The 24,644-nt window shown below is 57.0% G+C and carries 24 protein-coding genes; 15 read left to right on the top strand and 9 right to left on the bottom strand.

What is annotated here, in order from left to right; translation table 11 throughout:
• Window positions 1-266 precede the first annotated feature (266 nt).
• From pgeF to lgt, 3 genes are read right to left on the bottom strand one after another with little or no spacing between them, the layout of a single operon-like run.
• Window positions 267-1,025: a peptidoglycan editing factor PgeF gene (pgeF, locus tag AC2FJW_RS13290; RefSeq protein WP_496750293.1), complete on the bottom strand. Its 759-nt coding sequence runs from the start codon at window positions 1,023-1,025 to the stop codon at window positions 267-269.
• Window positions 1,022-2,089, bottom strand: coding sequence for a class I SAM-dependent methyltransferase (locus AC2FJW_RS13285; RefSeq protein ID WP_496750292.1), 1,068 nt, complete (start codon window positions 2,087-2,089; stop codon window positions 1,022-1,024). Before AC2FJW_RS13285 ends, pgeF begins: the two co-directional genes overlap by 4 nt.
• Window positions 2,089-2,970, bottom strand: coding sequence for a prolipoprotein diacylglyceryl transferase (gene lgt / locus AC2FJW_RS13280; RefSeq protein ID WP_496750291.1), 882 nt, complete (start codon window positions 2,968-2,970; stop codon window positions 2,089-2,091). The genes AC2FJW_RS13285 and lgt overlap by 1 nt, the downstream gene beginning before the upstream one ends.
• A 97-nt stretch (window positions 2,971-3,067) precedes the next feature.
• Between lgt and AC2FJW_RS13275 the strand changes: the two genes are divergently transcribed.
• From AC2FJW_RS13275 to AC2FJW_RS13255, 5 genes are all read left to right on the top strand, one after another.
• Window positions 3,068-3,316 carry an accessory factor UbiK family protein gene (locus AC2FJW_RS13275; RefSeq protein ID WP_142636566.1) on the top strand — a complete coding sequence of 83 codons (249 nt, stop codon included), beginning with the start codon at window positions 3,068-3,070 and terminating at the stop codon, window positions 3,314-3,316.
• 308 nt (window positions 3,317-3,624) lie between these two features.
• Window positions 3,625-4,125, top strand: coding sequence for a type III secretion system chaperone family protein (locus AC2FJW_RS13270; protein WP_496691006.1), 501 nt, complete (start codon window positions 3,625-3,627; stop codon window positions 4,123-4,125).
• Between the two features lie 36 nt (window positions 4,126-4,161).
• Window positions 4,162-4,977, top strand: a complete 816-nt coding sequence (proC, locus tag AC2FJW_RS13265; RefSeq protein ID WP_496750290.1) for a pyrroline-5-carboxylate reductase — start codon at window positions 4,162-4,164, stop codon at window positions 4,975-4,977.
• A complete protein-coding gene (locus AC2FJW_RS13260; protein ID WP_496694714.1) occupies window positions 4,970-5,308 on the top strand; it encodes a tRNA-binding protein in 339 nt (112 codons plus the stop codon). The genes proC and AC2FJW_RS13260 overlap by 8 nt, the downstream gene beginning before the upstream one ends.
• Window positions 5,308-6,258: a 2-hydroxyacid dehydrogenase gene (locus AC2FJW_RS13255; RefSeq protein WP_496750289.1), complete on the top strand. Its 951-nt coding sequence runs from the start codon at window positions 5,308-5,310 to the stop codon at window positions 6,256-6,258. Before AC2FJW_RS13260 ends, AC2FJW_RS13255 begins: the two co-directional genes overlap by 1 nt.
• On the opposite strand, the gene AC2FJW_RS13250 is transcribed toward AC2FJW_RS13255, so the two are convergent.
• A complete protein-coding gene (locus tag AC2FJW_RS13250) occupies window positions 6,255-6,833 on the bottom strand; it encodes a thymidine kinase (RefSeq protein ID WP_496750288.1) in 579 nt (192 codons plus the stop codon). The two genes, AC2FJW_RS13255 and AC2FJW_RS13250, sit on opposite strands and share 4 nt — an antisense overlap.
• Window positions 6,834-7,186: 353 nt before the next feature.
• On the opposite strand from AC2FJW_RS13250, the gene AC2FJW_RS13245 reads away from it, so the two are divergent.
• On the top strand, window positions 7,187-7,648 hold the full coding sequence (locus tag AC2FJW_RS13245) for a hypothetical protein (protein ID WP_142636888.1): 462 nt from the start codon (window positions 7,187-7,189) through the stop codon (window positions 7,646-7,648).
• A 220-nt stretch (window positions 7,649-7,868) separates the two neighbouring features.
• On the opposite strand, the gene AC2FJW_RS13240 is transcribed toward AC2FJW_RS13245, so the two are convergent.
• The gene (locus AC2FJW_RS13240) at window positions 7,869-8,993 is read right to left on the bottom strand and encodes a beta-ketoacyl-ACP synthase III (protein ID WP_496750287.1); all 1,125 of its coding nucleotides are present in this window, start codon (window positions 8,991-8,993) and stop codon (window positions 7,869-7,871) included.
• Between the two features lie 166 nt (window positions 8,994-9,159).
• On the opposite strand from AC2FJW_RS13240, the gene AC2FJW_RS13235 reads away from it, so the two are divergent.
• The 3 genes from AC2FJW_RS13235 to AC2FJW_RS13225 are packed head-to-tail and all read left to right on the top strand — an operon-like array spanning window position 9,160 to window position 13,723.
• Window positions 9,160-9,627: a MarR family winged helix-turn-helix transcriptional regulator gene (locus AC2FJW_RS13235; protein ID WP_496750286.1), complete on the top strand. Its 468-nt coding sequence runs from the start codon at window positions 9,160-9,162 to the stop codon at window positions 9,625-9,627.
• A complete protein-coding gene (locus AC2FJW_RS13230) occupies window positions 9,624-10,661 on the top strand; it encodes an efflux RND transporter periplasmic adaptor subunit (RefSeq protein ID WP_271949243.1) in 1,038 nt (345 codons plus the stop codon). Before AC2FJW_RS13235 ends, AC2FJW_RS13230 begins: the two co-directional genes overlap by 4 nt.
• Before the next feature lie 11 nt (window positions 10,662-10,672).
• The gene (locus AC2FJW_RS13225) at window positions 10,673-13,723 is read left to right on the top strand and encodes an efflux RND transporter permease subunit (protein WP_496750285.1); all 3,051 of its coding nucleotides are present in this window, start codon (window positions 10,673-10,675) and stop codon (window positions 13,721-13,723) included.
• 60 nt (window positions 13,724-13,783) lie between these two features.
• Here AC2FJW_RS13225 and carB read toward each other — a convergent pair whose 3' ends face one another.
• Window positions 13,784-17,185 carry a carbamoyl-phosphate synthase large subunit gene (carB, locus tag AC2FJW_RS13220; RefSeq protein WP_496750284.1) on the bottom strand — a complete coding sequence of 1,134 codons (3,402 nt, stop codon included), beginning with the start codon at window positions 17,183-17,185 and terminating at the stop codon, window positions 13,784-13,786.
• Between the two features lie 177 nt (window positions 17,186-17,362).
• Between carB and AC2FJW_RS13215 the strand changes: the two genes are divergently transcribed.
• From AC2FJW_RS13215 to aspS, 4 genes are all read left to right on the top strand, one after another.
• A complete protein-coding gene (locus AC2FJW_RS13215; protein WP_496750283.1) occupies window positions 17,363-18,490 on the top strand; it encodes an aminodeoxychorismate synthase component I in 1,128 nt (375 codons plus the stop codon).
• Window positions 18,445-19,092 carry an aminotransferase class IV family protein gene (locus tag AC2FJW_RS13210; RefSeq protein WP_496750282.1) on the top strand — a complete coding sequence of 216 codons (648 nt, stop codon included), beginning with the start codon at window positions 18,445-18,447 and terminating at the stop codon, window positions 19,090-19,092. Before AC2FJW_RS13215 ends, AC2FJW_RS13210 begins: the two co-directional genes overlap by 46 nt.
• Window positions 19,089-19,760: a CPBP family intramembrane glutamic endopeptidase gene (locus AC2FJW_RS13205; RefSeq protein WP_496706671.1), complete on the top strand. Its 672-nt coding sequence runs from the start codon at window positions 19,089-19,091 to the stop codon at window positions 19,758-19,760. Before AC2FJW_RS13210 ends, AC2FJW_RS13205 begins: the two co-directional genes overlap by 4 nt.
• 79 nt (window positions 19,761-19,839) lie before the next feature.
• The gene (gene aspS / locus AC2FJW_RS13200) at window positions 19,840-21,615 is read left to right on the top strand and encodes an aspartate--tRNA ligase (RefSeq protein WP_142636592.1); all 1,776 of its coding nucleotides are present in this window, start codon (window positions 19,840-19,842) and stop codon (window positions 21,613-21,615) included.
• Between the two features lie 194 nt (window positions 21,616-21,809).
• Here the strand turns inward: aspS and AC2FJW_RS13195 are convergent, their stop codons facing one another.
• Window positions 21,810-22,526 carry a response regulator gene (locus AC2FJW_RS13195; protein ID WP_496693874.1) on the bottom strand — a complete coding sequence of 239 codons (717 nt, stop codon included), beginning with the start codon at window positions 22,524-22,526 and terminating at the stop codon, window positions 21,810-21,812.
• Between the two features lie 134 nt (window positions 22,527-22,660).
• On the opposite strand from AC2FJW_RS13195, the gene mce reads away from it, so the two are divergent.
• Together mce and AC2FJW_RS13185 are read left to right on the top strand one after the other, a co-directional pair.
• On the top strand, window positions 22,661-23,065 hold the full coding sequence (gene mce, locus AC2FJW_RS13190) for a methylmalonyl-CoA epimerase (RefSeq protein WP_271949260.1): 405 nt from the start codon (window positions 22,661-22,663) through the stop codon (window positions 23,063-23,065).
• A 17-nt stretch (window positions 23,066-23,082) separates the two neighbouring features.
• Window positions 23,083-23,358: a DUF1467 family protein gene (locus tag AC2FJW_RS13185; protein WP_142636598.1), complete on the top strand. Its 276-nt coding sequence runs from the start codon at window positions 23,083-23,085 to the stop codon at window positions 23,356-23,358.
• 3 nt (window positions 23,359-23,361) lie between these two features.
• Here AC2FJW_RS13185 and AC2FJW_RS13180 read toward each other — a convergent pair whose 3' ends face one another.
• Both AC2FJW_RS13180 and AC2FJW_RS13175 read right to left on the bottom strand, forming a co-directional pair.
• On the bottom strand, window positions 23,362-24,060 hold the full coding sequence (locus AC2FJW_RS13180) for an EI24 domain-containing protein (protein ID WP_496750281.1): 699 nt from the start codon (window positions 24,058-24,060) through the stop codon (window positions 23,362-23,364).
• Entirely contained in the window at window positions 24,057-24,635 is a 579-nt protein-coding gene (locus tag AC2FJW_RS13175) for a nitroreductase family protein (RefSeq protein WP_281972678.1), read from the bottom strand. Before AC2FJW_RS13175 ends, AC2FJW_RS13180 begins: the two co-directional genes overlap by 4 nt.
• Window positions 24,636-24,644 lie beyond the last annotated feature (9 nt).

The following is a 24,644-nucleotide window of genomic DNA, read 5'->3' as shown; positions in this document are numbered from 1 at the left end:
GTTGTCCTACTCGTTCAAGGCTTAATGCCTAACGACCCAATCTGAGACTAACGTGTCGCCATATTGAGGCGGCCATAAGGCTGACGCGGGTTGAATCTGGGACAAAAGAAAGTTGGCTGTTTCCTTTTCTTAATCTAGCCGCGCTCACATTCGGAAATATGCAGATAACCATCTGAGAGAGGGCAAAAAAACCTAATTTTGGCGACTCATATAGACACAACAAATGTGGCGAAAAAGCGGCGATTTCGCCACAATCAGGACACGCGTCACAGTTTGACGGCGGAAATCAGGCGGCCGTAGTCGGCTTCTTTTGCATGAACCGATCGGCGGTACGAATAGAATCTGTTCGGGTCCGAATAGGTGCAATGACGAATCCACTCTGCATGCCCGACACCAGCCTGACGTAACCGGTGCAGCCCATAGGACGGGAGGTCAAATTGCATCCGATCACCCGTCCCATTTGCGAAGAACCGCAGGTTTTCTGATGATTCAGCGGCAAAGTCTTCTAGGAACTCGGGCCCGACCTCATACGCAATTTGCGAGATTGTGGGCCCTATGACGGCCACTGTATTCTCGCGCCGTGCTCCCAGCGCCTCCATGGAGTCCAACGTGGCCTCAAGCACACCGTCCAGCGCGCCGCGCCATCCTGCATGTGCAGCCCCTATCACTTTTGCGTGGGTGTCGGCAAAAAGAACAGGTTGGCAGTCCGCCGTGAGGATGGTCAGCGCCAGTCCGGGACAGGCCGTAACCAACGCGTCTGCTTTTGGCTTTTCCCCGTCGATTGGACCATCAACAGTTATGACCGTCGGTGAATGCACCTGATGGACTCCGATAAGGGATCCGGGATCGACCTCCATCGCATCCGCTACGCGGTTACGGTTTATCGCGACAGCCTCGGTCTGGTCAGATGATCCATGACCGCAGTTGAGCCCTGCAAAGATCCCGGATGAGGCCCCGCCACGGCGGCAGAAAAAACCATGGCGTACGGATGACAAGAGATCCGAAGTCAGAATTTCCAGCGTCATGATTCCAGTCCCGGTGGTAATGCGGCATAAGATGGGTACAGGCCCAGTACTTTGAACAGGTTTCCCATTTCCTCTGGGTGCGTCAACCGGCGATGTGCGGCTATCAACGCCTCAAGCTTGGACCCGCTGAGTGGTTTCGCCAATGCTTGCGCCCGCGCGGTGATGCCCAGCCGTTCCAGAAAAACGCCTTGGGGTGTCAGGCGCGAATGGGCGCAGCCCGCAGCTCGCGCTGCGCTCGCCAGAGGTTCGAAGTCCACATGGGCGGTCAGATCAGCTTGTCCGGGGCTGGAAAGCGGGTCGATCGGCTTGTGGGCATGCAGCGCTTGAAACGTATCCCCAAGCGAATGCCAGTCGCCATAATCCAGGATCAGTCCGGCGCCGCCATGGGTCGCGATCCGTCCGGCGATCACAGTGATGATCGGTATGGCCGAAGGGCAAAGCTCGACCAGATCCCCATCCTGCGTGTCCTCAAGCCGGTTCTTCAAAGCGATCTGTGGCGACCGCGGCCCCTGGCCAAAAGCCAGTGATTCGTCCTTCATCCCGATCAAACGTTCCCGCCAATCGCTGCCATCACGGATGAATTGGCGAATGGGCAGAGCGTCAAAGAACTCGTTTGCCACCAGCAAAAGCGGGGAATCGGGTAGATCGGTGACCGATTTAATCCAGCGTGGAGCATAGGCATCCAGCGTCTTTGCCTGAATGGTGCGCAGGGTTGGTGAGGCCTCAAGCAGTACAATATCTGCCGCCGCGTGATAGCCATCCACGCCCTGTGTTGCACGCAGCATGTCAGCCATCAGCGTTCCGCGCCCGGGACCCAGCTCCGCTAGCGTGAAACGGTCCGGACGCCCCTGGTCAATCCAGCATTGCGCAAGGCTGAGCCCGATTAGTTCGCCAAACATCTGGCTGATTTCCGGGGCGGTGATGAAATCGCCCTGCGGGCCAAGGGGGTCGCGGGTGGTGTAATATCCCAGTGTCGGGTGCAGCAGGCATTCGGTCATATAGTCGGCTACACTCATCGGGCCGTCTTGTGCGATACGAGCCTGTAAGAGGTTGGCGAGGGTCATCACTTGGCCTTAGCGCGTGATGCCAGCCAAAGGCCAAAGGCAATCATTGGCAAAGACAGTAACTGGCCCATGGTCAGGCCGTAGCCGCCCATTTGCCAGGCAAGTCCAAGCGGATTTCCGGCCGAAACAAACTGTGCATCGGGTTGCCGGAAAAACTCGACAATGAAACGCGATGCGCCATAGCCCGCCATAAACACGCCTGTGACCAGACCGGGCCGTAGGAAAGCGCGGCGCCGATAGACCAGCCACAACAGCAGGACGCCCAGCAGCAACCCTTCGAGTGCGGCTTCGTAAAGCTGAGAGGGGTGGCGGGCGCAAAGACCAATAACCTCCGGGCAGTTTTGGGCGGCGGCACCGGGGAATACAAAGGCCCAGGGCAGGTCGCTGGGCCTTCCCCACAATTCGGCGTTGATGAAATTCGCGACACGACCCAATAACAGCCCAGGCGGCACGGTATGCGCGATCAGATCAGCAAGCGGCAAAATCGAAATTTGGTGACGTCTTGCATAGATATATGAGGCCACGACGACGCCTAGCAATCCACCGTGGAAGGCCATGCCGCCCTGCCAGACCATCAGAATTTCGATCGGGTTCGAAAGGTAATAGGCTGGTTGATAAAACAGCACGAACCCAAGTCGCCCGCCCAGAATCACGCCCAGGATGATCCAGGTGATCAAATCCTCAAGCTGGGCGGGTTGCATAGGTGGCGCCTTGTCGGGCCACAGGGCGGGGCGCTTTAGGGCGATCACCCCGAGACGCCATGCAATCACAATCCCGGCGATATAGGCGAGGGCGTACCATCTAAGTGCGAACTCCACCCCGAACAGCGAGATCGAGAAAAGTTCGGGCGACAGATCGGGGAAATTCAGAACAGCCTGCATGTGCGTCTCATTGCCCGGGCTTTGAGGGTTAAGTCAACCTTGAGCCTGCGCCAATCATTCCCCATATAGAGACCAACCGCCAAATCGGAGGATAACCATGCAAACCCGCAACAAGATTCTGGATGATGTTTCCCAACTCATGACCAACGCCATGGGTGTTGCCCAAGGCGCAAAGGACGAGGCGGAGAACGCCATGAAGTCGATGATCGACCGTTGGCTGGCTGATCGCGATTTCGTCACACGCGAAGAATTCGACGCTGTCCGTGCCATGGCTCAGAAAGCGCGCGAGGAAAACACAGCGCTCGAGGCGCGCATTGCAGCGTTGGAAGCCAAGCTGGGCGAATAATCCCCCGCGAAATTTTTGAAAAAAGACAAACGCCGCGCAATCCGGTTCTGGGTTGTGCGGTGTTGTGCATCATGCCGTCTTGCGGGAATTAATCAAGACAAAGCTGCATCTGATGCCAATATTTTGATCCCCGTTGCCAGCTATCCACAACTTATTGCTGTTATCCCCAAAAATGGGGGTTGTCAGGCCACCACCCACAGCGCACCATATTTAGTACAGGCCTATGGGGGAAGCCCGGCTTGTAGAGCAGGCAACTAGCGCTGGGGCGCTGCCAGCCCCGAAATGCTAGAAATTAGTGAGGTGGCATTATGGCCCTTTCCGAGCAGTTTCTTGACGAAGACCTTCATCCGATCGACATTGTTGAACATCTTGCCGAACATCACGATTGGGACTTTGATCGGATCGGGGATGATCAGATCGCAATGGCTGTCGAAGGACAGTGGCGCACCTACTCGATTACGCTGGCCTGGTCGAATTATGACGAAACGCTGCGTATGGTGTGCTCGTTCGAGATGGAGCCACCTGAGGCGCGCGAGACCGAGCTTTATGAACTTCTGAACAAGATGAACGATCAGTGCTGGGCCGGGGCCTTCACATACTGGGCCAATCAGAAGCTGATGGTTTACCGGTACGGTCTGGTTCTTGCGGGTGGTCAGATGGCCAGCCCGGAACAGATTGATACGATGATCACTGCAGCGGTCCTGAGCGCCGAGCGTTATTATCCCGCGATCCAACTGGTCACATGGGGCAACCGCACCCCGGAAGACGCGATGCAAGTCGCCATTGCAGAGGCCTACGGCCGCGCGTAAAGCTTTGCCCCGAGCCAAATAAGCGGAGGGGCAATCATGGACATGTCACGCGTCGCCGAACAGGGGCTGGTGCTTTTGGGATGCGGCAAGATGGGATCGGCCATGCTTGCCGGGTGGTTAGAGCATGGCCTTCCTGCCTCGTCAGTCTGGGTGATTGACCCTTTCCCGTCGGATTGGCTGAAATCGTCGGGCGTCAACATCAATACCCCGCTACCCGAGGCGCCTGCAGTTGTGCTGGTCGCGGTAAAGCCGCAGATGATGGGCGATGCGCTGCCCGCAATTACAGCCTTGGGCGGCGGGCGCAGCCTGTTCGTGTCGGTCGCGGCGGGCACCTCAATCTCCACATTCGAAGAGGTGTTGGGCCAGAAAACACCAATCGTGCGTGCCATGCCGAACACCCCGGCGGCGATCCGACAGGGAATCACGGCGTTGATTGGAAATTCTGCTGTTTCGGATGCGGATCTGGCCCTAGCCGAAAACCTGCTATCTGCGGTCGGTGAGACGGTCAGATTGCAGGATGAGGCGCAGATTGATGCCGTTACCGGGCTGAGCGGATCCGGCCCTGCCTATGTATTCCACCTTATTGAAACGCTCGCTGCCGCGGGTCAGGCTCAGGGCCTGCCACATGATCTGGCGATGAAGCTGGCCAAGTCCACGGTCGCCGGGGCAGGGGCCTTGGCCATGGCGTCTGACGAGGACCCATCGCAACTGCGCGTCAATGTCACTTCGCCTAATGGAACCACGCAGGCCGCGCTTGAGGTCCTGATGCACGACGAATTCGGTTTTCCCGACCTGCTGCACCGCGCTGTTAAAGCCGCAACCGATCGGTCCAAGGAGCTGTCTCGTGAGTGAAATTACATTCGACGATTTTCTTAAGGTCGACATTCGCGTCGGCGAGGTTATCCGCGCCGAGCCCTTCCCCGAAGCGCGCAAGCCAGCGATCAAGATGTGGATCGATTTTGGACGAGACATCGGCGAGCGGAAAACCTCGGCCCAGATCACCGCGCATTATGATCCCGCCTCATTGGTGGGCAAGCAGGTGATGGCGGTGGTAAATTTCCCTCCGCGCCAGATCGGCAAGTTCATGTCCGAAGTGCTTGTTTTGGGATTGCCCGATGAGACTGGTGAGATCGTCCTGATCGGGCCGGATGGCAAGGTTCCAACCGGTGGGCGGATGCACTGATGCGTGTGTTCATTGCCCGACCGATGACCGCCTCTGTCGCAGCACGTGCACGCGCAGAGTTCGACGCAGAGATGCGCAGTGAAACCTTGCCGATGTCACCCAAGGAAATGGGGCATGCGCTGTCCGAATGCGATGTCGTGGTGCCGACCTTGGGCGACCTGTTTTCTGCTCAGATCTTTGCCGAGGTGCCGAAACCGCGATGCAAGCTGCTGGCGAATTTTGGGGTTGGGTACAATCACATTGATGTGGACGCGGCCCGTAACGCCGGAATTGCCGTGACCAACACGCCGGGCGCTGTCACAGATGCGACTGCCGATATCGCCATGACATTGCTGCTGTCCACGGCCCGCCGCGCCGGAGAAGGCGAACGGCTGGTACGTTCAAACCTTTGGCAGGGCTGGCACCCGACACAGATGTTGGGCCATCACGTGACCGGCAAACGGGTCGGCATTGTGGGCATGGGGCGCATTGGGCAAGCCATCGCGCGACGTTGCCACTATGGGTTTGGTATGCACGTCGCCTATCAATCGCGCAGTCCAAAGGAGTTAGAGTTTCCGGCGGATTATGTCCCAGACCTCAAAGCTTTGGCTGCCGATGTCGATTTCCTGATCCTGGCTGTGCCGGGCGGTGCCGAAACCCGGCATCTGATCAATGCGCAGGTGCTGCAGGCGATGAACGCTGCTGCCATCCTGATCAATATTTCTCGGGGAGAGGTATTGGATGAATCGGCCCTGATTTCGGCGTTGCAAGAAAAGCAAATCGCGGGTGCGGGTCTGGATGTCTACGAATTCGAACCCGCAGTGCCGCAAGCTCTGATAGATTTGCAGAACGTTACCCTGCTGCCCCACCTGGGTACCGCGACTGAGGAGGTCCGCAGCGCTATGGGGCACATGGCGCTAGATAATGTTGGGGCCTTTGTTCAGGGGCGCCCGCTGCCAAATCCGGTTTAGGTGCCCACGGCCTCGCGCCAATGCCTGCGGCACAGCGAGACATAGGTTTCGTTGCCACCAATTTGAACCTGAGCACCCTGGGTGATGGGATTTCCATTCTCGTCCTGACGAATCACCATTGTTGCCTTGCGGCCGCATTCGCAGATCGTGCGAACCTCACGCATCTCATCCGCCAGCGCCAGCAAGGCGGCCGACCCGGGAAACAGCCGGCCCTGAAAATCGACCCGCAACCCATAGGCCAGCACCGGCACGTTCAGGTCATCTACGGCGCGGGCCAGTTGCCAGACCTGATCTTCGGTCAGGAACTGGGCTTCGTCGATAAAGACACATGCAATTTTGCCTTGCGCCAGACGGGCTTCGATCATGGCGAAAACTTCATCATCGGTGTCAAAAGTATCAGCCTCGGATGATATCCCAATCCGCGAGGCAATTTTCCCAGCACCGGCGCGCCCATCCAATGCAGCCGTCATCAGGTAAGTATCCATGCCGCGCTCGCGATAATTATGCGAGGCTTGCAGCAACACGGTCGATTTGCCTGCGTTCATAGTCGAGTAGTTGAAGTAAAGTTTTGCCATGGCTCGGGTCTAATTCGCCAGCCCCGCCTGGGCAAGCCATCTCATGTGGCAAAATGAGCGACGCCGCCGTTGTCCAGTTAGGGGATGAGCTCACGCTCTTTGGGGATGGAGCCCCTGCACTCACAACAGCGACGCCTTCGGCCTATAAGCGGCCTAAACGAAGCGGGGCTAATATGTGCCCCGCTATCACTCGCTACCGGCATTATTGCCGCCACTCACTCACAAAACCCTCGCATATCTGAGGGATAGCCAACATATCGCATTTCAATTATGACTCAGGTATGGGAAATTTCATTTCCCTTTCCCCCGCAATGGCAGATGTAGTGGGGAAGGCAGGTAGCAAAGGTAAAAACATGGCAGATATCGGGGCCTATCTCAAAAAGCACACCGAAGCGTTGGTCAAGGACGTTGGAATTGAGTCCGCGTGCGAGATCACGGGTAAATCCAAAGCCACGCTTGGCCGATATTATTCAGATAATGCAGAGCATGCTGATCGGTTCATGCCGGTTGATGCAGTTGCACGCCTTGAAGCGGTGGCCAACTTTCCGCATGTGACGTCGGCTTTGGCCGACCTCAAGAACATTACGCTGTCATATGATGGCCGCAACACGGACGCTCCTCGCACCGGAGGTGTTAATTCGGATGTCATCGCGTTGAGCCAACGCTTTGCCATGCTTATGACCGAATACCAGTCTGCTATCGAAGACGGTATCATCACGGTGAACGAGGCCAAACGCCTGTTGAAGGAAACCAGCCTGCTGCAGCATGTTCTGATCGAGATGAAGCTGCACCTGGAAGAAGAAAGCGTGAGCTGAGGCAAGGGAAGCTGCGTGTCTTGATCCAGTTTGGTGTGCGTACCGATACTCATGACATGCTAGGTCAAACTTGACCCGATCTGAACGCTCGCATGCTGGGGCTTTTGCCGCTTGCCGCCGGACGGGGTGATGCCAGTGCTGAAACAAGGATCAAACAACCAAGCCGGGTCGAATGAGCCCGGTTTTCTTGTACGAATTTGTAGTTGCGCGGAGTGTTGTCTTAACCGTGCCGTTTCACGATTACCGAACCCACGGAATACCCCGCTCCGAAGGAACAGATAAGGCCGATCTCGCCATCGGTGAAATCGTCCGAGTATTTCGAAAATGCGATGATCGACCCTGCCGAGGACGTGTTCGCATAGTCTTGCAGGATGTTTGGCTGCTCTCCGGGGGCGGGCTCGCGGCCCATGACTTTTTTACCGATGAAATCATTCATCGTTTTGTTCGCCTGATGCAGCCAAAGACGTTTGAGATCGGCGTTGCTGATACCTTCGGCGTCCATATGGTCGGCAATGTGCTTGCTGACCATTGGAAGAACCTCTTTGAACACTTTACGGCCGTTTTGCATGAACTGCATATCGCGGCGGTCGGTCAATCCCTCTGGCCGAGTGCGACGCAGGAAGCCATTATTGTTTCGGATGTTGTTAGAAAAATCCGTGGCACAGCTGGTCGACAAAATCTCGAAATGCGGTCCGGTCGCATCCTCGATCCGTTCAATCAAGGTGGCCGTTGCCACGTCACCAAAAATAAAGTGGCAATCACGGTCACGCCATTCCAGGTGGCCCGTGCAAATCTCGGGGTTTACCACAAGCGCACATTTGACCGAACCGGACCTGACCATATCCGCCGCCGCCTGAATGCCGAACGTGGCCGAAGAACAGGCAACGTTCATATCGAACCCGAACCCTTTGCATCCCAGCGCCTGCTGGATCTCGATCGCGATTGCAGGATAAGCCCGTTCATGGTTCGAAGCCGCGCAGATTACCAGATCAACATCGTCCCCGTTGCGCCCGGCCTGTGCCAGCGCTTTCTTGCAGGCGTCAACGGCCATTTCGGTCATGATGCTAGGTTCATCGTCAGAGCGCTGACGAAACAGCGGGTGCATCACGTCGGGATCCAGAACGCCCGCTTTGTCCATCACATAGCGGTTCTCGATTCCGGAGGCCTTCAGAATGAACTCTTCAGACGAATGCTGCATCGGCTCAACGTCACCAGCGGCAATCGCCTCTGCGTTCTGGGTGTTCATCCTGTCGGCATATGCATTGAAGGCCGAAACGAGCTCGGCATTCGTAATGACATTATCTGGCGTGAAAACACCCGAGCCGGTGATTGCTGGCGTATACATGTTGGGTCCTGGATTTCTGGATTCACCCAAAATGCCGTTATGATTGGTATTGTTCAAGAGAGATTGACCCGAGGGAATGTTAGGCTTGGTTGGAAATTGAGCTTCAGTTCTTGAATAGTTCGTTTTTCGAAGTATATACGCGTCAAATTCTGCAAGGAATCATCCCATGGTCCATGATCATAACACTCTGTTGCATCGCTTAAGCCCCGAGATGCAGGCGATGATGGGTGTGTATGCGCTCTATTGGAAGCTCGAGGAGAGCTTCGATGCCATCGAAATTGAGCTGAGTCATCAGGAATGCCATATGGTGATCAAATTGGATCAGCCCAGGCGCATGGGCGTTTTAGCGGCTGACATGCTGTCAGTTCCTTCGACAATCACGTCGACCGCCGATGCCTTGGAAAAAGCGGGCTATCTGAGACGCGAACGCGATCCAGAGGATCGCCGTGCATGGCTTTTGGTTTTGACCGAAAAAGGCACAGAAACACGCCAGATGCTTGTAGCCCAAGCGGGCGCCCTGTTTCAGCGCGCGTCCGGACTGAACAAAGATGAAACCGCAGAATTCGCAAGACTGGCCCGGAAGATCCGGGAAAACATACTGAAAACTGGAATTCCCGAGGGACTGAAGAAATGAAACTGATCTCTGCTTTGGGCGTGGCCCTGATCTTCCTCTCCAGCTCAATCATGGCTGAAGAAGCTGCCAAGCCGGTAAAGCTGATGGTGGTAAAGGAAACCACACCTGGGTTCACACGTCAGTTCTTTGGTCGCGTCGCTGCGCGGCAAACGGTTGATCTGGCCTTTCAGGTGGCTGGACAGATTGTTGAAATGCCAGTGGCTGAAGGATTTGTCATCCCCAAGGGTGAGCTGATCGCCGAGCTGGATCGTGAGCCGTTCCAGCGCCGCTATGATCGTGCCGTTCTGCAGAAAGATCAGGCGGATCGGACCCTGGCCCGCCTGTCTCGGCTGCGGGGAACTGCGGCCAGCCAAGTGGCTGTGGACGACTCTGAGACTGCGGCGCAACTGGCTGATATCGCTGTGCGTGACGCGCTTTACGACCTGGAACAGGCGACATTGACGGCACCGTTTAACGCGCTGGTGTCCAGCCGGGCGGTCGAGGCCTTTACCACTGTTTCCGCAGGTACCCCGATCGTGCGCATCCATGATATGTCCGAACTTCGGATTGAGGTCGACGTACCCGAAATTTTGTTTCAACGGTCGGGCCAGCAGGATGACATCACCATCACCGCGAAATTTCCGGTGAGCGACGAAGTCTTCCCGCTTCAGATCCGCGAATTCGACGCCGAATCTTCAAGTGTCGGTCAAACCTTCCGCATCCAATTTGGCCTGACACCGCCTGAAGGGCTGCAAATTCTGCCTGGTTCGTCGGCTACTGTGACCGTTCGGGTCAAGGACCAGAAACGGGGAATCTTTGTTCCGCCTACAGCCATTGTGGCCGATGTCGAAGGGGCGCTGGGCGTAATGGTGTTTTCTCCGACTGGGGCTGACCAAGGGACACTGCGCCGCGTCCCCGTTACCATCGAGCCCACGGAAACCGGTGATGTCAACGTACTGGACGGCCTAAGTGACGGGGAAGAAATCGTTGTCGCCGGCGGCGACGTTTTGATTGACGGTCAGGTGGTGCGCCGCTTTACCGGTCTTGCCAACTAAGGGGCGGATTGATGAACATCGCACGCGCATCCATTGATCGCCCTATCTATACATGGCTGGTCATCCTGATCGCCTTGTTCGGCGGTATCTGGGGATTTCTGTCGCTTGGCCGTCTGGAAGATCCAGCCTTCACAATCAAAAACGCCGTCATCGCTACCCAGTATCCGGGGGCAACGGCTGAACAAGTGGCGCTGGAGGTTTCAGAGCCACTGGAATCCGCCATCCAGCAGATGGGCGAGGTCAAGACAATCACATCAATGAACCAGCCCGGTTTTTCGCTGATCGAGGTCGAGATTAACTCAGCCTATGATGGGACCGAGCTGCCGGAGATCTGGACCAAATTGCGCGCCAAGGTCCGTGACGCCTCACGGGAGCTGCCATCGGGGGTGGGTGAACCGCTGGTCAATGACGGGTTTGGCGATGTGTTTGGCTTGTTTTATGCGGTCACGGCCGAGGGCTTCTCGGATGCTGAAAAACATGAGCTTTCCACATTTCTTCGGCGCGAACTACTGACGGTTGACGGTGTCGCGGATGTCGAGGTGATGGGGCTGCCGCAAGAGGCGATCTTTATCGAACCCGACCTGTCTATTTCGGTGAACCAGAACGTGCCTCTGCAGGCGCTTACCGACGCGATTACAAATGCGGACTCGGTAAACTCGTCGGGGTCATTGCGATCAGAAGATGGCCGGACCGCGATATTAACCGCCGAAGGGTCCGATACGGTTTCCGCCATTGCTGGCCTTTCTGTTGGATCGCAGGGCCAGGTTATCAACCTGTTCGATATGTCGAATGTACATCGTGGTCGCCTAACCGATCCCAATGTCATCATCCGGTTCAACGGGACCGAAGCTTTCACTCTGGGTATCGCTGGGCTTTCGACTGATAATATCGTTGAGGTCGGCAAGCGTGCTGACGCAAAATTTGCCGAGTTGGATCCTCAGATCCCCTATGGTGTCGAAATCCTGCCGATTTACCAGCAGCACGTCGTTGTTGAGCAGGCATCGAACGATTTTCTGGTGAACCTCGCGCTGTCGGTCTCTATTGTTGTTGCGGTTTTGGCCCTGTTCATGGGTTGGCGCGCGGCTGTGGTTGTGGGAACAACTCTGTTGCTGACCGTGGTTGGCACGTTGTTGTTCATGGCATTGTTCTCGATCGAGATGGAACGAATTTCGTTGGGCGCTTTGATCATCGCGATGGGTATGTTGGTGGACAACGCCATTGTGGTGGCCGAAGGAATGCAGATTGCAATGCTGCGCGGCAAGAATTCGCGCGATGCGGCGGATGAGGCTGCGGCCAAAACGCAAATCCCGCTGTTGGGAGCAACGGTGATTGGCATCATGGCTTTTGCCGGGATTGGTCTTAGCCCTGATGCGACGGGCGAGTTCTTGTTTTCGCTATTTGCTGTAATCGGGATATCGCTGCTGCTGAGCTGGACCCTGGCGCTGACGGTGACTCCGATGCTTGGGCACTATTTCTTCAAGCAGGGCAAAGAAGGTGAAATTGATGCCTATGGCGGGATCATGTTCCGTGTTTATGGCGCGATCCTAAACTGGGCGCTGCGGTTCCGTTGGATGGTGATTGCTATGCTGGTGGGCATTACGGTGGTCTGTTTCGCAGGATTTGGTTTGGTCAAACAACAGTTCTTTCCAGACTCGAATACACCGCTGTTTTTCGTGCATTACAACCTGCCGCAGGGCACACCCATTGCGCGCACCGCCGAGGATATGGCTGTTTTCGAAAACTGGCTTGCGGATCGGGACGATGTGGTATCCGTCACGACATTTGTTGGGCAAGGAGCAACTCGTTTTTTGTTGACCTATTCTTCGGAAAAGCCGAACCCCAGCTACGGTCACATGATCATCCGGACGGAAACATTGGATGACATTCCGGCTTTGCGGGCGGATCTCGAGGCATTTGGCTCGGCTCAGTTCCCCGAAGGCAAGTTCCGCACCAAGCGGCTGGTCTTTGGTCCTGGGGGCGGTGATCCAATTCAGGCCCGTTTCTCGGGAAGCGATCCGGCGGTGCTTCGGCAACTTGCGAATGAGGCTGTGCAGACGATGCGCGCGGCCTCGCCCAATGCGCTGAACGTCTATCACGACTGGCGCGAACAAGGGCTGGCTGTCCAGCCAATTTATGCGACCGAACGGGCGCAGACCGCAGGGGTGTCGCGCGAAGATATCGCGGCGACTCTGCAATTCTCGACCGATGGGATCACTGGTGGTGTGTTCCGCGAACGCGACCGCCTGATTCCGATCATCTTGCGCCGCCCGGTGGACGGGGATTATTCGATCGTGGATCAGGTTGTATTCTCGGACCAGTCGCAGAAATTCGTGCCGATCGAGCAAATGGTCGACAGGTTCGAATATAAGGCACTCAATACGCTGGTTCACCGCCGGGATCGTGTGCTGACCATTACGGTAGGGGCCGACATCCCGCCGGATTTGACAGCTGCGCAGGTTCATTCCGAAGTCCGCACAGCCATCGAAAGCATGGAGCTGCCAGCGGGCTATCGACTGGAATGGGGTGGAGAGTTCGAGAATGCTGGCGATGCAAATAAAAGCCTGGGTCGTCAGTTGCCGTTGAGCCTGTTGATTATGGTTCTGATTTCGGTGCTGATATTCAACGCCATTCGTCAGCCGATCATTATCTGGCTGTTGGTACCGATGTCGGTAAACGGAGTGGTGATCGGTCTGCTGGGAACGGGTCTGCCGTTCACATTTACGGCGCTGCTGGGACTGCTTAGCCTATCGGGGATGCTGATCAAGAATGGCATCGTTTTGGTCGAAGAGATCGACTTGGTACGTGCAACCGGTCAGGGGCTGCGTGAATCGATCATAGAGGCTTCGGTCTCGCGTTTGCGCCCCGTGATGCTGGCCGCGATCACGACGATCCTGGGCATGGCGCCGTTGCTGACGGATGCGTTCTTCAGGTCGATGGCGGTGACCATCATGGGAGGTCTGGCCTTTGCCACGGTCCTTACCATGGTGGCGGCCCCCGTGTTCTACATGGTGTTCTTCCTGCCGGAGGAACGGCGCAAGAAACCACCGCAGCCGGTTGTTTAAATGAAAAACCCCCGGTCATGGACCGGGGGTTTTGCTTTATTCTGGTGTAGTGGGGGAAGGTCAGCCTTGCAGGGACCTGACCTCGACATCACCTTCGGCCTGCGCCTTTATCGCCAATGCGGCAGCGTGGCTGGCGGCGGCGGTGGTGAAATAGGGGATCTTGTCATAAAGCGCGATGGACCGGATGGCCTTGCTGTCCTCGACCGCCTGTGCACCTTCGGTGGTATTCATCACCAGCTGTACCTGACCATCTTTAAGCATGTCAGCCACGTCGGGGCGACCTTCGTAGACCTTGTTGACCAGATCACAGGCAATACCGTGCTCGGCCAGCCAGCTTTGCGTTCCGCGGGTGGCGACAAGGGCAAAGCCCTGCGCGGCCAGAACCTGTGCGGCCTCAAGCATGGCAGGCGTCTTGTCGGCATCCTTGATTGAGATAAATGCACGGCCCGAGGATGGCAGCACCATGCCCGCGCCCATCTGCGCCTTGAGGAAGGCGCGGGGGAAATCACGGTCCCAGCCCATGACCTCACCGGTCGAGCGCATTTCCGGGCCCAGGATTGTGTCAACGCCAGGGAAACGGGCGAAAGGCAGAACCGCCTCTTTCACCGAGAACCACGGCATATCCGGATCGGCCAGCGTCATCTGGTCGGCGATCTTGGTATCGTCCACGGTTTTGTATGCAGGGCGCAGCGGGAAGTCCGCCAGCTTTTCGCCCGCCATCACGCGCGCAGCGATCGAGGCGATGGCGCTGTCCGTGGCTTTGGCGACAAATGGCACGGTGCGTGAGGCGCGCGGGTTGACTTCGATCAGGTAGATATCATCATCCTTGATCGCGAACTGAATGTTCATCAGGCCGACAACGTTCAGCGCCTTGGCCAGCTTGAAGGTCTGTTCCTTGATCCGGCCAATCACCTCTTTCGACAGCGAGTAGGGCGGCAGCGAACAGGCGCTATCGCCCGAATGCACGCCAGCCTCTTCGATATGCTGCATGATGCCTGCGACATGTACGTCCGTGCCGTCGCACAGGGCGTCGACATCCAGTTCAACCGCGCCCGCCAAATAGCTGTCCAGCAGCACGGGGCTGTCGCCCGAGACCACCACGGCCTCGTTGATATAGCGCCGCAGCTGGTCCATATCGCGCACGATTTCCATCGCGCGGCCACCCAGAACATAGGACGGGCGGATCACCAGCGGAAAGCCGATATCCTCGGCGATTTTCAGCGCCTGCTCGTCGGTCGATGCGATGCCGTTATTGGGCTGTTTCAGGCCCAGATCGTTGACTAGCGCCTGAAACCTTTCGCGGTCTTCGGCGAGGTCGATGGCGTCGGGTGTAGTGCCGAGGATCGGAATGCCTTCTTCTTCCAGCGCGTTGGCCAGTTTCAGCGGGGTTTGACCACCGAACTGAACGATAACACCGTGCAGCGTTCCGTTTTCCTGTTCTTTCGTCAGGATTTCCATCACGTGTTCAAAAGTTAGCGGTTCGAAATACAACCGGTCCGAAGTGTCATAGTCGGTCGAAACCGTTTCGGGGTTACAGTTGATCATGATGGTCTCATAGCCCGCATCGGTCAGTGCGAAGCAGGCGTGACAACAGCAATAATCGAATTCGATCCCCTGACCGATCCGGTTGGGGCCGCCGCCCAGGATAACAACTTTCTTGCGGTCACTCGGGCGCGCCTCGCACTCAACATCACCCATCATAGGGGCTTCGTAGGTCGAGTACATATAGGGCGTCTGCGCCTCAAACTCGGCAGCGCAAGTGTCGATGCGCTTGAATACTGCGTTAACACCCAGATTGCGGCGGGCGCGGCGTACATTGCCTTCGTCACGGCCTGTCAGGTTGCCCAACCGCGCATCGGTGAAACCCAGCATTTTCAGCTTACGGATGCCGTCCTCGGTGACGGGCAGGCCGTCGCGGCGAACTTCTTCCTCGGCCTCGATGATTTCGCGGATGCGAGCCAGGAACCAAGGGTCGAATTTGGTGACGGCGAAAATCTCGTCGTCAGTCAGGCCGTGACGTATGGCCTGAGCAATTGTACGCAAACGATCCGGCGTTTGCTGGCTAATGGCTTTTACAATTGCAGCTTTGTTGTCTTTCAGCCACGCGAGATAAGCATCTTTATGTTCCCAAATCTCATCGTAGCGCATGTAGTGCGACGGTGTTGGGTTTGGGGTTAGACCGGGGATTTCAACCTCATCAAAACCGGTTAAACCCGATTCCATCGACGCCAGCGCCTTTTGCATCGATTCGTGGATCGTGCGGCCGATGGACATGGCTTCACCCACAGACTTCATCGCGGTGGTCAGATAGGGTTCCGAGCCGGGGAATTTCTCAAACGCGAATTTCGGGATCTTGGTGACGACATAGTCGATGGTTGGCTCGAACGAGGCCGGAGTGACCTTGGTGATGTCATTGTCCAGCTCATCCAGTGTGTAGCCCACGGCCAGTTTTGCCGCGATCTTGGCAATCGGGAAACCGGTCGCTTTGGACGCCAGCGCAGATGAACGCGACACACGCGGGTTCATCTCGATCACGACCATCCGGCCATCGTCGGGGTTGATCGCCCACTGTACATTCGAGCCGCCGGTTTCAACGCCGATCTCGCGCAGAACGGCAATCGAGCCGTTGCGCATGATCTGGTATTCCTTGTCGGTCAGCGTCAGGGCAGGGGCAACGGTGATCGAGTCACCAGTGTGCACGCCCATGGGATCGATGTTTTCGATGGAACAAACGATGATGGCGTTGTCGGCAGTGTCGCGTACCACCTCCATCTCATACTCTTTCCAACCCAGCAGGCTCTCATCGACGAGGATTTGGTTTACCGGCGAGGCATCCATGCCCGAGCGGCAGAAGTGAATATAATCCTCGCGGTTATAAGCCACACCACCGCCGGTGCCGCCCATGGTAAAGGCGGGGCGAATGATGGCAGGCAGGCCGATGTCTTCAAGATCGCCCAAGGCAATCTGGACGCCAGCATCAAGATCGGTGGAGCCGTCGTCGCGCTTGGGGGCGGTAACGATGGTGGCCTTGGGGTTTTCGATGCCCAGCCGATCCATCGCTTCGCGGAATAGTTTGCGGTCTTCGGCCATTTCGATGGCGTCGCGGGTCGCACCGATCATCTCGACACCGAACTCGTCCAGTACGCCCATCTCTTCCAGTGCAAGTGAGGTGTTCAGTCCGGTCTGCCCTCCCATTGTGGGCAACAAGGCGTCGGGGCGTTCTTTCTCGATGATCTTGGCGACAACTTCGGGCGTGATCGGCTCGATATAAGTGGCATCGGCCAGACCGGGATCGGTCATGATTGTAGCCGGGTTTGAGTTTACCAGAATGACCCGGTATCCTTCTTCGCGCAGGGCTTTGCAGGCCTGTGCGCCTGAATAGTCGAATTCGCAGGCCTGACCGATGACAATGGGGCCCGCCCCGATGATCATGATCGACTGGATGTCGGTTCTTCTCGGCATAGCCTGTTTCCTTCGGTTAACTGCGAGTCAGGGCACCGCCCGCGTGCCCAAATTGTTCTGCGTTATAGGGACCGCGCCAAAAGGTTCAAGAGGTATCGGAAACAGGGGCGAAATTGCCGCTTTCCCCTCTTTCCCTTACCGCCGTATTGTCTATACCGCGCAGCACGACAAATGAGGATGCACGTGCGTATTCGTTTTGATCAGGGGCCGGCCGGATCGGGAACTTATTTCGAACGGCCAGACCGGGTGATCCGCGCAGACAAAGCGGAAGACGTGCCACAGGCTTTGGCGGCGCTGGATGAGGCACGCGCGGATGGGGCCTGGCTGGCCGGTTATGCAAGCTATGAGCTTGGATATGCGTTGGAACCCCGCCTGTTGGACCGGATGCCTACTGACCGCCGCCTGCCACTGCTGTGTTTCGGTGCCTATGATGCGCCAGGCCAGTGCGATCTGCCCGCACCCCTAGGCGGTGTTGCCGAATTCACACCGCGCTGGGACGAGTCAAGATATGCAAGCGCCTTTCAGCTGGTCCACGATGCGATCGGGGCAGGGGATATCTATCAGGCCAACCTGACGTTCCCCATTGACCTGACATTGCAAGGGGATAGCGCCGCGCTTTATGCGGCGTTGGCTGTGGGCCAGCCGGTCGGTCACGGAGCGCTGGTTCAGCAGGATGATTTGCCCGATTTGCTCAGCCGCTCGCCAGAGTTGTTCTTTCGCACCGGTGCAGATCGGACGATCGAAACCCGCCCGATGAAGGGCACACAACCCCGCAGCGAAGACATGGCCGAGGACGCGCGCCGCCGCGATTTCTTGTCGAGAGACGAGAAGAACCGCGCTGAAAACCTCATGATCGTTGACCTTCTGCGCAATGACATCAGCCGGGTTGCGCTGCCGGGGTCCGTGAAGGTACCCGAGCTATTCAAGGTCGAAACATATGCAACCGTGCATCAGATGATCTCGCTGGTGCAGGCACAGCTGCATCTTGGGGCAGAACTTTCCGATATCCTAAACGCGTTGTTTCCCTGCGGCTCGATCACAGGCGCGCCCAAAATTCGCGCGATGGAGATTTTGACCGATCTCGAACCCTGGCCACGCGATATCTATTGTGGTGCTATCGGTTGGGCCGCGCCAGACGGGCGATCCGAGTTCAACGTGGCTATTCGTACGCTGATGGTCGAGGGCAACAAGGCCACGCTGAATGTGGGTGGGGGTGTTGTCTGGGACAGCACAGCCCCATCCGAATATGAGGAAGCGCTATGGAAGGCACGTTTCGCCCACCAGCTGACCCTGACTTCCGTCTGATCGAAACACTGGCATACCGGTCAGAGAGCGGGTTTGTGCGTGTTGGAAAACACTTGGCCCGGATGGAGCGTTCGGCACGGGCATTGGGGCTTCCTTTCGATGCAGGGCGCGCGATTGCAACGCTCGACCAAGTTGCGGGTTCAACCTCGTTGCGCTGTCGATTGACGATGGACATCAGTGGCGGGTTTGGCGTGACAACTGGTGCACTGGCGGATAACCCATCCGTCTGGCGGGTCGCAGTTTCCAATACGAGGCTTGCTGCCTCTGATATCTGGTTGCAGCACAAGACGACGCAGCGCGATGTTTATGACCGGGCCCGGGCGGCACTGTCCGAGGGCGTAGATGAGTGGCTGTTTCTGAATGAGCGTGACGAAGTGTGCGAGGGCACCATCACTAACATCTTTCTGGACATGCCCGATGGTCGTTGCCTGACGCCGCCCTTGTCCTCTGGCTTGCTTCCCGGGATCTTGCGCGAAGCCTTGCTGGAAAATAATAAAGTCAGCGAGGCGGTGCTGACCATGACCGACCTGCAAAGCGCGGAAAGGTTCTGGATGGGCAATTCCTTGCGAGGCCTGATCTGGGCAGAATTGGCGGTACTGTGAACAGGCAAACCGATTGGGCTGAAGCCGCAGCACCTTCCCGTTGGTTGCGACTGGAATTCGGTTTGTTCTTCGTCGCCATACCTGTGCTGATCGCCGTACTTTTCCCGCCAAACTGGATGTTTCCATCGCTGTTTACTTTTACGGCCATCGGGATCGTGTTGTTGCATTTCACGCACGGATTTGCCTGGGCGGAATTGAGATATAACTGGCGCAACTGGTCCTGGCCGGAAGTCGCCGGCTTTGCTGTGGGAATGACCCTGTTTTGTGTTGCGCTAGTACGACTGACCCGTCCCGAAGCTGCCTTTTTCCTGTTGCACAACCAACCCGAGCTGCTGGCGATGATTTGGGTGTTTTACCCATTCGTTTCCGCCCTGCCGCAAGAGCTGCTGTTCCGGTCGCTGTTCTTTCGTCGCTACCACGCAATCCTGCCCAATGGACGCACAGCTTATCTGCTGAATGCATCGCTCTTCTCGCTTGCGCATTTGATGTATTGGAGCTGGATCGTAGCTCTGATGACATTTGCCGGAGGGTTGCTGTTTACCTGGGCCTATCGCAAACGCGGATCGTTTTTCTATGCGGTTCTGCTGCATGCCATCGCGGGGAACATCATCTTTGCGGTGGGTCTGGGCATCTATTTCTACTCAGGCAACGTGCAAAGGCCGTTTTGACGGTGCGACTTGCCTTGACTTTCCCAGTCTGACGCGGTGTATCGGCCCGACCAATTCTGCGCCCGAAGGGATATGATCCATGCACGCCTATCGCAGCCACACCTGCGCCGCTCTGACCGCCGCCAATGTCGGTGAAACCGTTCGCCTGTCTGGCTGGGTGCATCGGGTCCGAGATCACGGCGGCGTTCTATTCATCGACCTTCGCGATCATTTCGGCGTCACACAGGTTTTGTGCGACGGCGACAGCGCGGCATTCGCCGAACTGGAAAAAGTCCGCTCGGAATGGTGTATCCGTATCGATGGCACAGTCAAAGCGCGCGCCGCTGATCTGGTGAACGCGAAATTGCCCACGGGCGAGATCGAAGTTTACGTGCGCGAGTTGGAAGTACTGGGCGCCGCTGACGAGCTGCCGCTGATGGTGTTCGGCGATCAGGAATACCCTGAGGAAACGCGCCTGCGCTATCGCTATCTAGACCTGCGCCGCGAAGTGATGCAGCAGAATATGACCTTGCGCTCGGACGTTGTTGCCTCGATGCGCCGCCGGATGTGGGATCAGGGCTTCCGCGAGTATCAGACGCCAATCATCACGGCGTCCTCGCCTGAAGGCGCGCGCGATTTCCTCGTTCCGTCACGTCTTCACCCGGGTAAGTTTTATGCCTTACCGCAGGCTCCTCAACAGTTCAAACAGCTGATCATGGTGTCGGGCTTTGACAAGTATTTCCAGATTGCGCCCTGTTTCCGCGACGAAGATCCGCGTGCCGACCGCTCACCCACCGATTTCTACCAGCTTGACCTTGAGATGTCGTTTGTCGAGCAGCAGGACGTATTCGACACGATTCAGCCCGTTCTGACCGGCGTGTTCGAAGAGTTCGGCGGCGGCCGTAAAGTCGATCAGGACTGGCCGCAGATTTCCTACAAGGACGCGGCCCTGTGGTATGGCAGCGACAAGCCCGACCTGCGGAATCCTATTAAAATGCAAGTGGTCTCCGACCACTTCCGCGGGTCTGGGTTCGCGATTTTCGCGAAGCTGTTGGAGCAGGATGGCACCGAAATCCGCGCTATCCCTGCGCCGACGGGTGGCAGCCGCAAGTTCTGCGACCGCATGAACGCCTTTGCCCAGAAAGAGGGTCTGCCCGGTATGGGCTATATCTTCTGGCGCGATCAGGGCGAAGGGATGGAGGCCGCCGGTCCACTGGCCAAAAACATTGGCCCTGAACGGACCGAGGCGATCCGCCAGCAACTGGGTCTGGGCGTCGGAGACGCGGCGTTCTTCCTGGGCGGCAAACCGAAAGCCTTTGAAAAGGTGGCCGGCAGGGCGCGCGATGTGATCGGTGATGAACTGAACCTGACTGAGAAAGACCGCTTTGCCTTTGCCTGGATCGTCGATTTCCCGATCTATGAGCAAGACGAAGAAACCGGTGCGATCGACTTTGAACACAACCCCTTCTCGATGCCGCAGGGCGGGATGGAGGCGCTGAACGGCAATCCTCTGGATGTGCGCGGCTATCAATATGACCTCGCCTGCAACGGATACGAGCTGGTCTCGGGCGCGATCCGGAACCACAAGCCCGAGATCATGCTGAAGGCCTTTGAGCTGGCTGGCTATGGCGCGGATGAGGTGAAATCCCGCTTTGGCGCGCTGTTCAACGCCTTCCACTATGGTGCCCCGCCGCACGGTGGCTGTGCAGCTGGTATCGACCGGATCGTGATGCTTTTGGCCGATGAAGCCAATATCCGCGAAGTCATGATGTTCCCGATGAACCAGCGTGCCGAGGATCTGATGATGCAGGCACCGTCCGACCCGGCCTCGGACCAGCTGATGGAGTTGGGCCTGCGGATTATCCCTCAGGACTGATAGAAAACCCGCCACAGTCGCCTGTGGCGGGTTTTTCTGTTTTCAACCCATTCCCAATTCGCTGTTAGCGGGTTTACAGGAAATGGTCCTTTTTCCTCTCGCGGCTGTTCCGAATGTCACGCGCGCTGACGCGTGTCTGTCTGTATGCCCACAGACAAAGGAGCGATGCGGTAATTAGATATGCGGTTGTCACTTCAGATAGCCTCGCGCTGTTCCAGACGGGCCTGCACTATTCCCGCAACTTGGGCTGTCAGAGCGGTGATGGGCATACCAGCGGCGCGTGAGGCTGCCAACTGCTGGGCGGCTTCGGCCAGAACCGTATCTTCAGCATCACGGGCAACGCCGCGCAGGAATTGGGCCGCATAGTCCAGTGACCGATGGTCATTCGGTCCGGCCAGAACATCTGCGATATGTGCCATGTCGTCCTGATAGGCCATAGGATCGGGGCATATCACCTCATCCCGAACGGCGTGGAGCGTGCAGGGGCGGCGGTCTTCAGGTAGGCATTTCAGAATAGACGACTGGAAATAGGACAGTGAGTTAAGCGGTTTGGCAAGAAACCCGTCCGCACCAACCTCTGTCGCAAGGGTTTCTGAATTGTCGTCGCCTGACATGCCCAGAATCGCTCCGATCCGGGGCGTAGTCATGGCCAGTTCGGCAATCAGATCAGCGCCAGAGCCATCTGGCAGCCCCATATCCACCAAGATCACCGAAGGCCGATAGATTTGAAGGTGGCGTCGGGCGGACTTCAGGCAATCGGCCCGCCTGATCCGCGCGCCTGAATGCAAACACATCAGGCGGATGGCATCGCAGGCATAGCGGCTGTCCTCAACAACCAAAATGGTTTGTCCCAGCAGCGGCCGCGTGGCCGTTGGCTGTGCGGGTGCGGTGAAGGGGCTCGAATCGTCCATGGCAGAACTCCTATTCAGCAGATGCTTCACGCTAGGAACTTCTGGCTAACACGGGGTTAACGGCAATTTGGCGCACTTGTCCTTTGCCTGATCTGTCCCCATAACCGCTGCAACGCAGAAGGTAGGAGAGTTCCATGATTGGCCGCTTAAACCACGTTGCCATTGCCGTCCCTGATCTTGTGGCGGCGTCTGAACAGTACCGCAGCGCTTTAGGTGCCAAGGTTGGCGCGCCGCAGGATGAACCTGATCACGGCGTTACTGTGGTGTTCATTGAATTGCCCAACACCAAGATCGAGTTGCTTTATCCTCTGGGCGATGACAGCCCGATCAACGGTTTTCTAGAGAAGAACCCCGCCGGCGGAATCCATCATGTCTGCTATGAGGTGGAGGATATCATTGCCGCGCGTGATCACCTGAAAGAAACCGGCGCCCGGGTGCTGGGTAGCGGTGAACCCAAGATCGGCGCGCACGGGAAACCGGTTCTTTTCCTGCATCCCAAAGATTTCAACGGCTGTCTGGTCGAGTTGGAACAAGTATAAACACCGGAGGTGTACACATGACGATCACTGCAGGACTGGTTCTGTTTGCCGTCATCTGGTTCATGACGCTTTTGGTGATTCTGCCGATCCGCATCAAGACCCAGGGTGATTTGGGCGAGGTCGTTCCCGGCACCCATTCAGGGGCCCCGGAAGTGCATCACATGAAGAAAAAGCTATGGATCACCACCGGGGTGTCGGTCGTGCTCTGGGCTATCATTGCAGGGATCATTATTTCGGGCGTGATTTCGGTACGGGATTTCGATTGGCTAAATCAAATGGAACCGCGAAACTAAGCTTCAGGGCGTTGGCCCTGACAGCTTATGAAAGATATGCGTGAATGTAGCAGCTCCGATAATCGGGATCACAAGATTCACCAGCGGAATAGACAGTGGGATGGCCATCAACGTGCCCGCAAGCCAAATTGTTGACGAATGTTGTGCCCGCAGTTTTCGCGCGCCCTCACGCCCGATACGGCGCATGGCTGCCAGCGTAAAATACTCACGCCCCAGCAGAAATCCGTTCATCGCCCAAAAGATAAACGGGGCCAGTGGCGTGAAGATCGCATAAAGGATCAGCGCCAGAAGGTTGGCCACAATCAGCACACCCATAAAACCAAGCGCGTCAGTGATCGCATCGCCTATCGGGATGCGTGGAACCGCGGGCAGGCTCGGATAATGCCTGTCCTCTACAGCTTGCGCGACATCGTCCAGAAACACAGACGTGATGGCTGAGGCGACGGGAATCATCAGAAACACTGGCAGGATCAGCACCAGGAAAATGCCGGAATAGCTGAGGACGTCATTCAGCCAGGGAACTGCACCAATGAATGGCAGCGATATCTCGTCCCCTGACAGCCGGTTGATCAGCCAAATTGCACCGGCGCAGGCTGCGATCAGCATCAGGATGGTCAGGCCGATACCTCGCAGCAGAACCCTGCGGAATTTCGGGTCTCCGATCTGACCAAGCGCTGAAAAAAAGGCGTTGAGGATGATCATTCTGTGACCCATTCGGTCAGGGCATCAACATCCGGGCGGGGGCGTTCGGGCGGGGTCGAGCCTTCGGTCGCGATATGGATCAGACCGGCAACCCGTTCGTTATCCTGCAATTCAAACGCCTTGCGACAGAATTCCGGATCGTGGGTTTGCCAGCCAGACAACCAATTCGCGCCCCATCCTGCGGTCAAAGCAGCGTTCAGCAAAGCAAGGCAAACAGCCCCGGCGGAATAGGTCTGCTCGATGGCTGGAATCTTTTCCGAAGGCTTCTGAACCTCGATCACAGCGACGGCGAGATGGCCTAAATCAAACTGTCCGCGCGCTTTTTCAATGTCTTGAGGGGATTTGCCAAGCGCCTCACCGCATTCCTGCGTCAGCCCCGACAGGCGCCCCATTGCGCCTTTTTCAAGCACGATGAACCGCCAAGGTTCCAGTTTTCCGTGATCCGGGCTGCGGGCTGCTGCGGTCAGCAGGGGCATCAGCTGCTCACGGTCGGGGGCCGGTTCAATCAACGTTTTGGCTGGGCGCGACCGACGGGTCTGCAAAAACTCAAAAGCGGCCGGATTCTTCAAGGACATATGTTAACT

The sequence above is a fragment of the Ruegeria sp. CDSA020 genome, assembly GCF_059612345.1.
This window is presented reverse-complemented; position numbering and strand designations above follow the sequence as displayed.

Coding starts and splice junctions, on each gene's coding strand:
- AC2FJW_RS13255 (WP_496750289.1), top strand. CDS start 5,308: ATGCGTGTGTTCATTGCCCGACCGATGACCGCCTCTGTCGCAGCACGT.
- AC2FJW_RS13240 (WP_496750287.1), bottom strand. CDS start 8,993: ATGTATACGCCAGCAATCACCGGCTCGGGTGTTTTCACGCCAGATAAT.
- AC2FJW_RS13195 (WP_496693874.1), bottom strand. CDS start 22,526: ATGGACGATTCGAGCCCCTTCACCGCACCCGCACAGCCAACGGCCACG.
- AC2FJW_RS13175 (WP_281972678.1), bottom strand. CDS start 24,635: ATGTCCTTGAAGAATCCGGCCGCTTTTGAGTTTTTGCAGACCCGTCGG.
- AC2FJW_RS13180 (WP_496750281.1), bottom strand. CDS start 24,060: ATGATCATCCTCAACGCCTTTTTTTCAGCGCTTGGTCAGATCGGAGAC.
- AC2FJW_RS13210 (WP_496750282.1), top strand. CDS start 18,445: ATGGAAGGCACGTTTCGCCCACCAGCTGACCCTGACTTCCGTCTGATC.
- AC2FJW_RS13215 (WP_496750283.1), top strand. CDS start 17,363: ATGCACGTGCGTATTCGTTTTGATCAGGGGCCGGCCGGATCGGGAACT.
- lgt (WP_496750291.1), bottom strand. CDS start 2,970: ATGCAGGCTGTTCTGAATTTCCCCGATCTGTCGCCCGAACTTTTCTCG.
- AC2FJW_RS13275 (WP_142636566.1), top strand. CDS start 3,068: ATGCAAACCCGCAACAAGATTCTGGATGATGTTTCCCAACTCATGACC.
- aspS (WP_142636592.1), top strand. CDS start 19,840: ATGCACGCCTATCGCAGCCACACCTGCGCCGCTCTGACCGCCGCCAAT.
- proC (WP_496750290.1), top strand. CDS start 4,162: ATGGACATGTCACGCGTCGCCGAACAGGGGCTGGTGCTTTTGGGATGC.
- carB (WP_496750284.1), bottom strand. CDS start 17,185: ATGCCGAGAAGAACCGACATCCAGTCGATCATGATCATCGGGGCGGGC.
- mce (WP_271949260.1), top strand. CDS start 22,661: ATGATTGGCCGCTTAAACCACGTTGCCATTGCCGTCCCTGATCTTGTG.
- AC2FJW_RS13245 (WP_142636888.1), top strand. CDS start 7,187: ATGGCAGATATCGGGGCCTATCTCAAAAAGCACACCGAAGCGTTGGTC.
- AC2FJW_RS13270 (WP_496691006.1), top strand. CDS start 3,625: ATGGCCCTTTCCGAGCAGTTTCTTGACGAAGACCTTCATCCGATCGAC.
- AC2FJW_RS13250 (WP_496750288.1), bottom strand. CDS start 6,833: ATGGCAAAACTTTACTTCAACTACTCGACTATGAACGCAGGCAAATCG.
- AC2FJW_RS13285 (WP_496750292.1), bottom strand. CDS start 2,089: ATGACCCTCGCCAACCTCTTACAGGCTCGTATCGCACAAGACGGCCCG.
- AC2FJW_RS13230 (WP_271949243.1), top strand. CDS start 9,624: ATGAAACTGATCTCTGCTTTGGGCGTGGCCCTGATCTTCCTCTCCAGC.
- pgeF (WP_496750293.1), bottom strand. CDS start 1,025: ATGACGCTGGAAATTCTGACTTCGGATCTCTTGTCATCCGTACGCCAT.
- AC2FJW_RS13185 (WP_142636598.1), top strand. CDS start 23,083: ATGACGATCACTGCAGGACTGGTTCTGTTTGCCGTCATCTGGTTCATG.
- AC2FJW_RS13225 (WP_496750285.1), top strand. CDS start 10,673: ATGAACATCGCACGCGCATCCATTGATCGCCCTATCTATACATGGCTG.
- AC2FJW_RS13235 (WP_496750286.1), top strand. CDS start 9,160: ATGGTCCATGATCATAACACTCTGTTGCATCGCTTAAGCCCCGAGATG.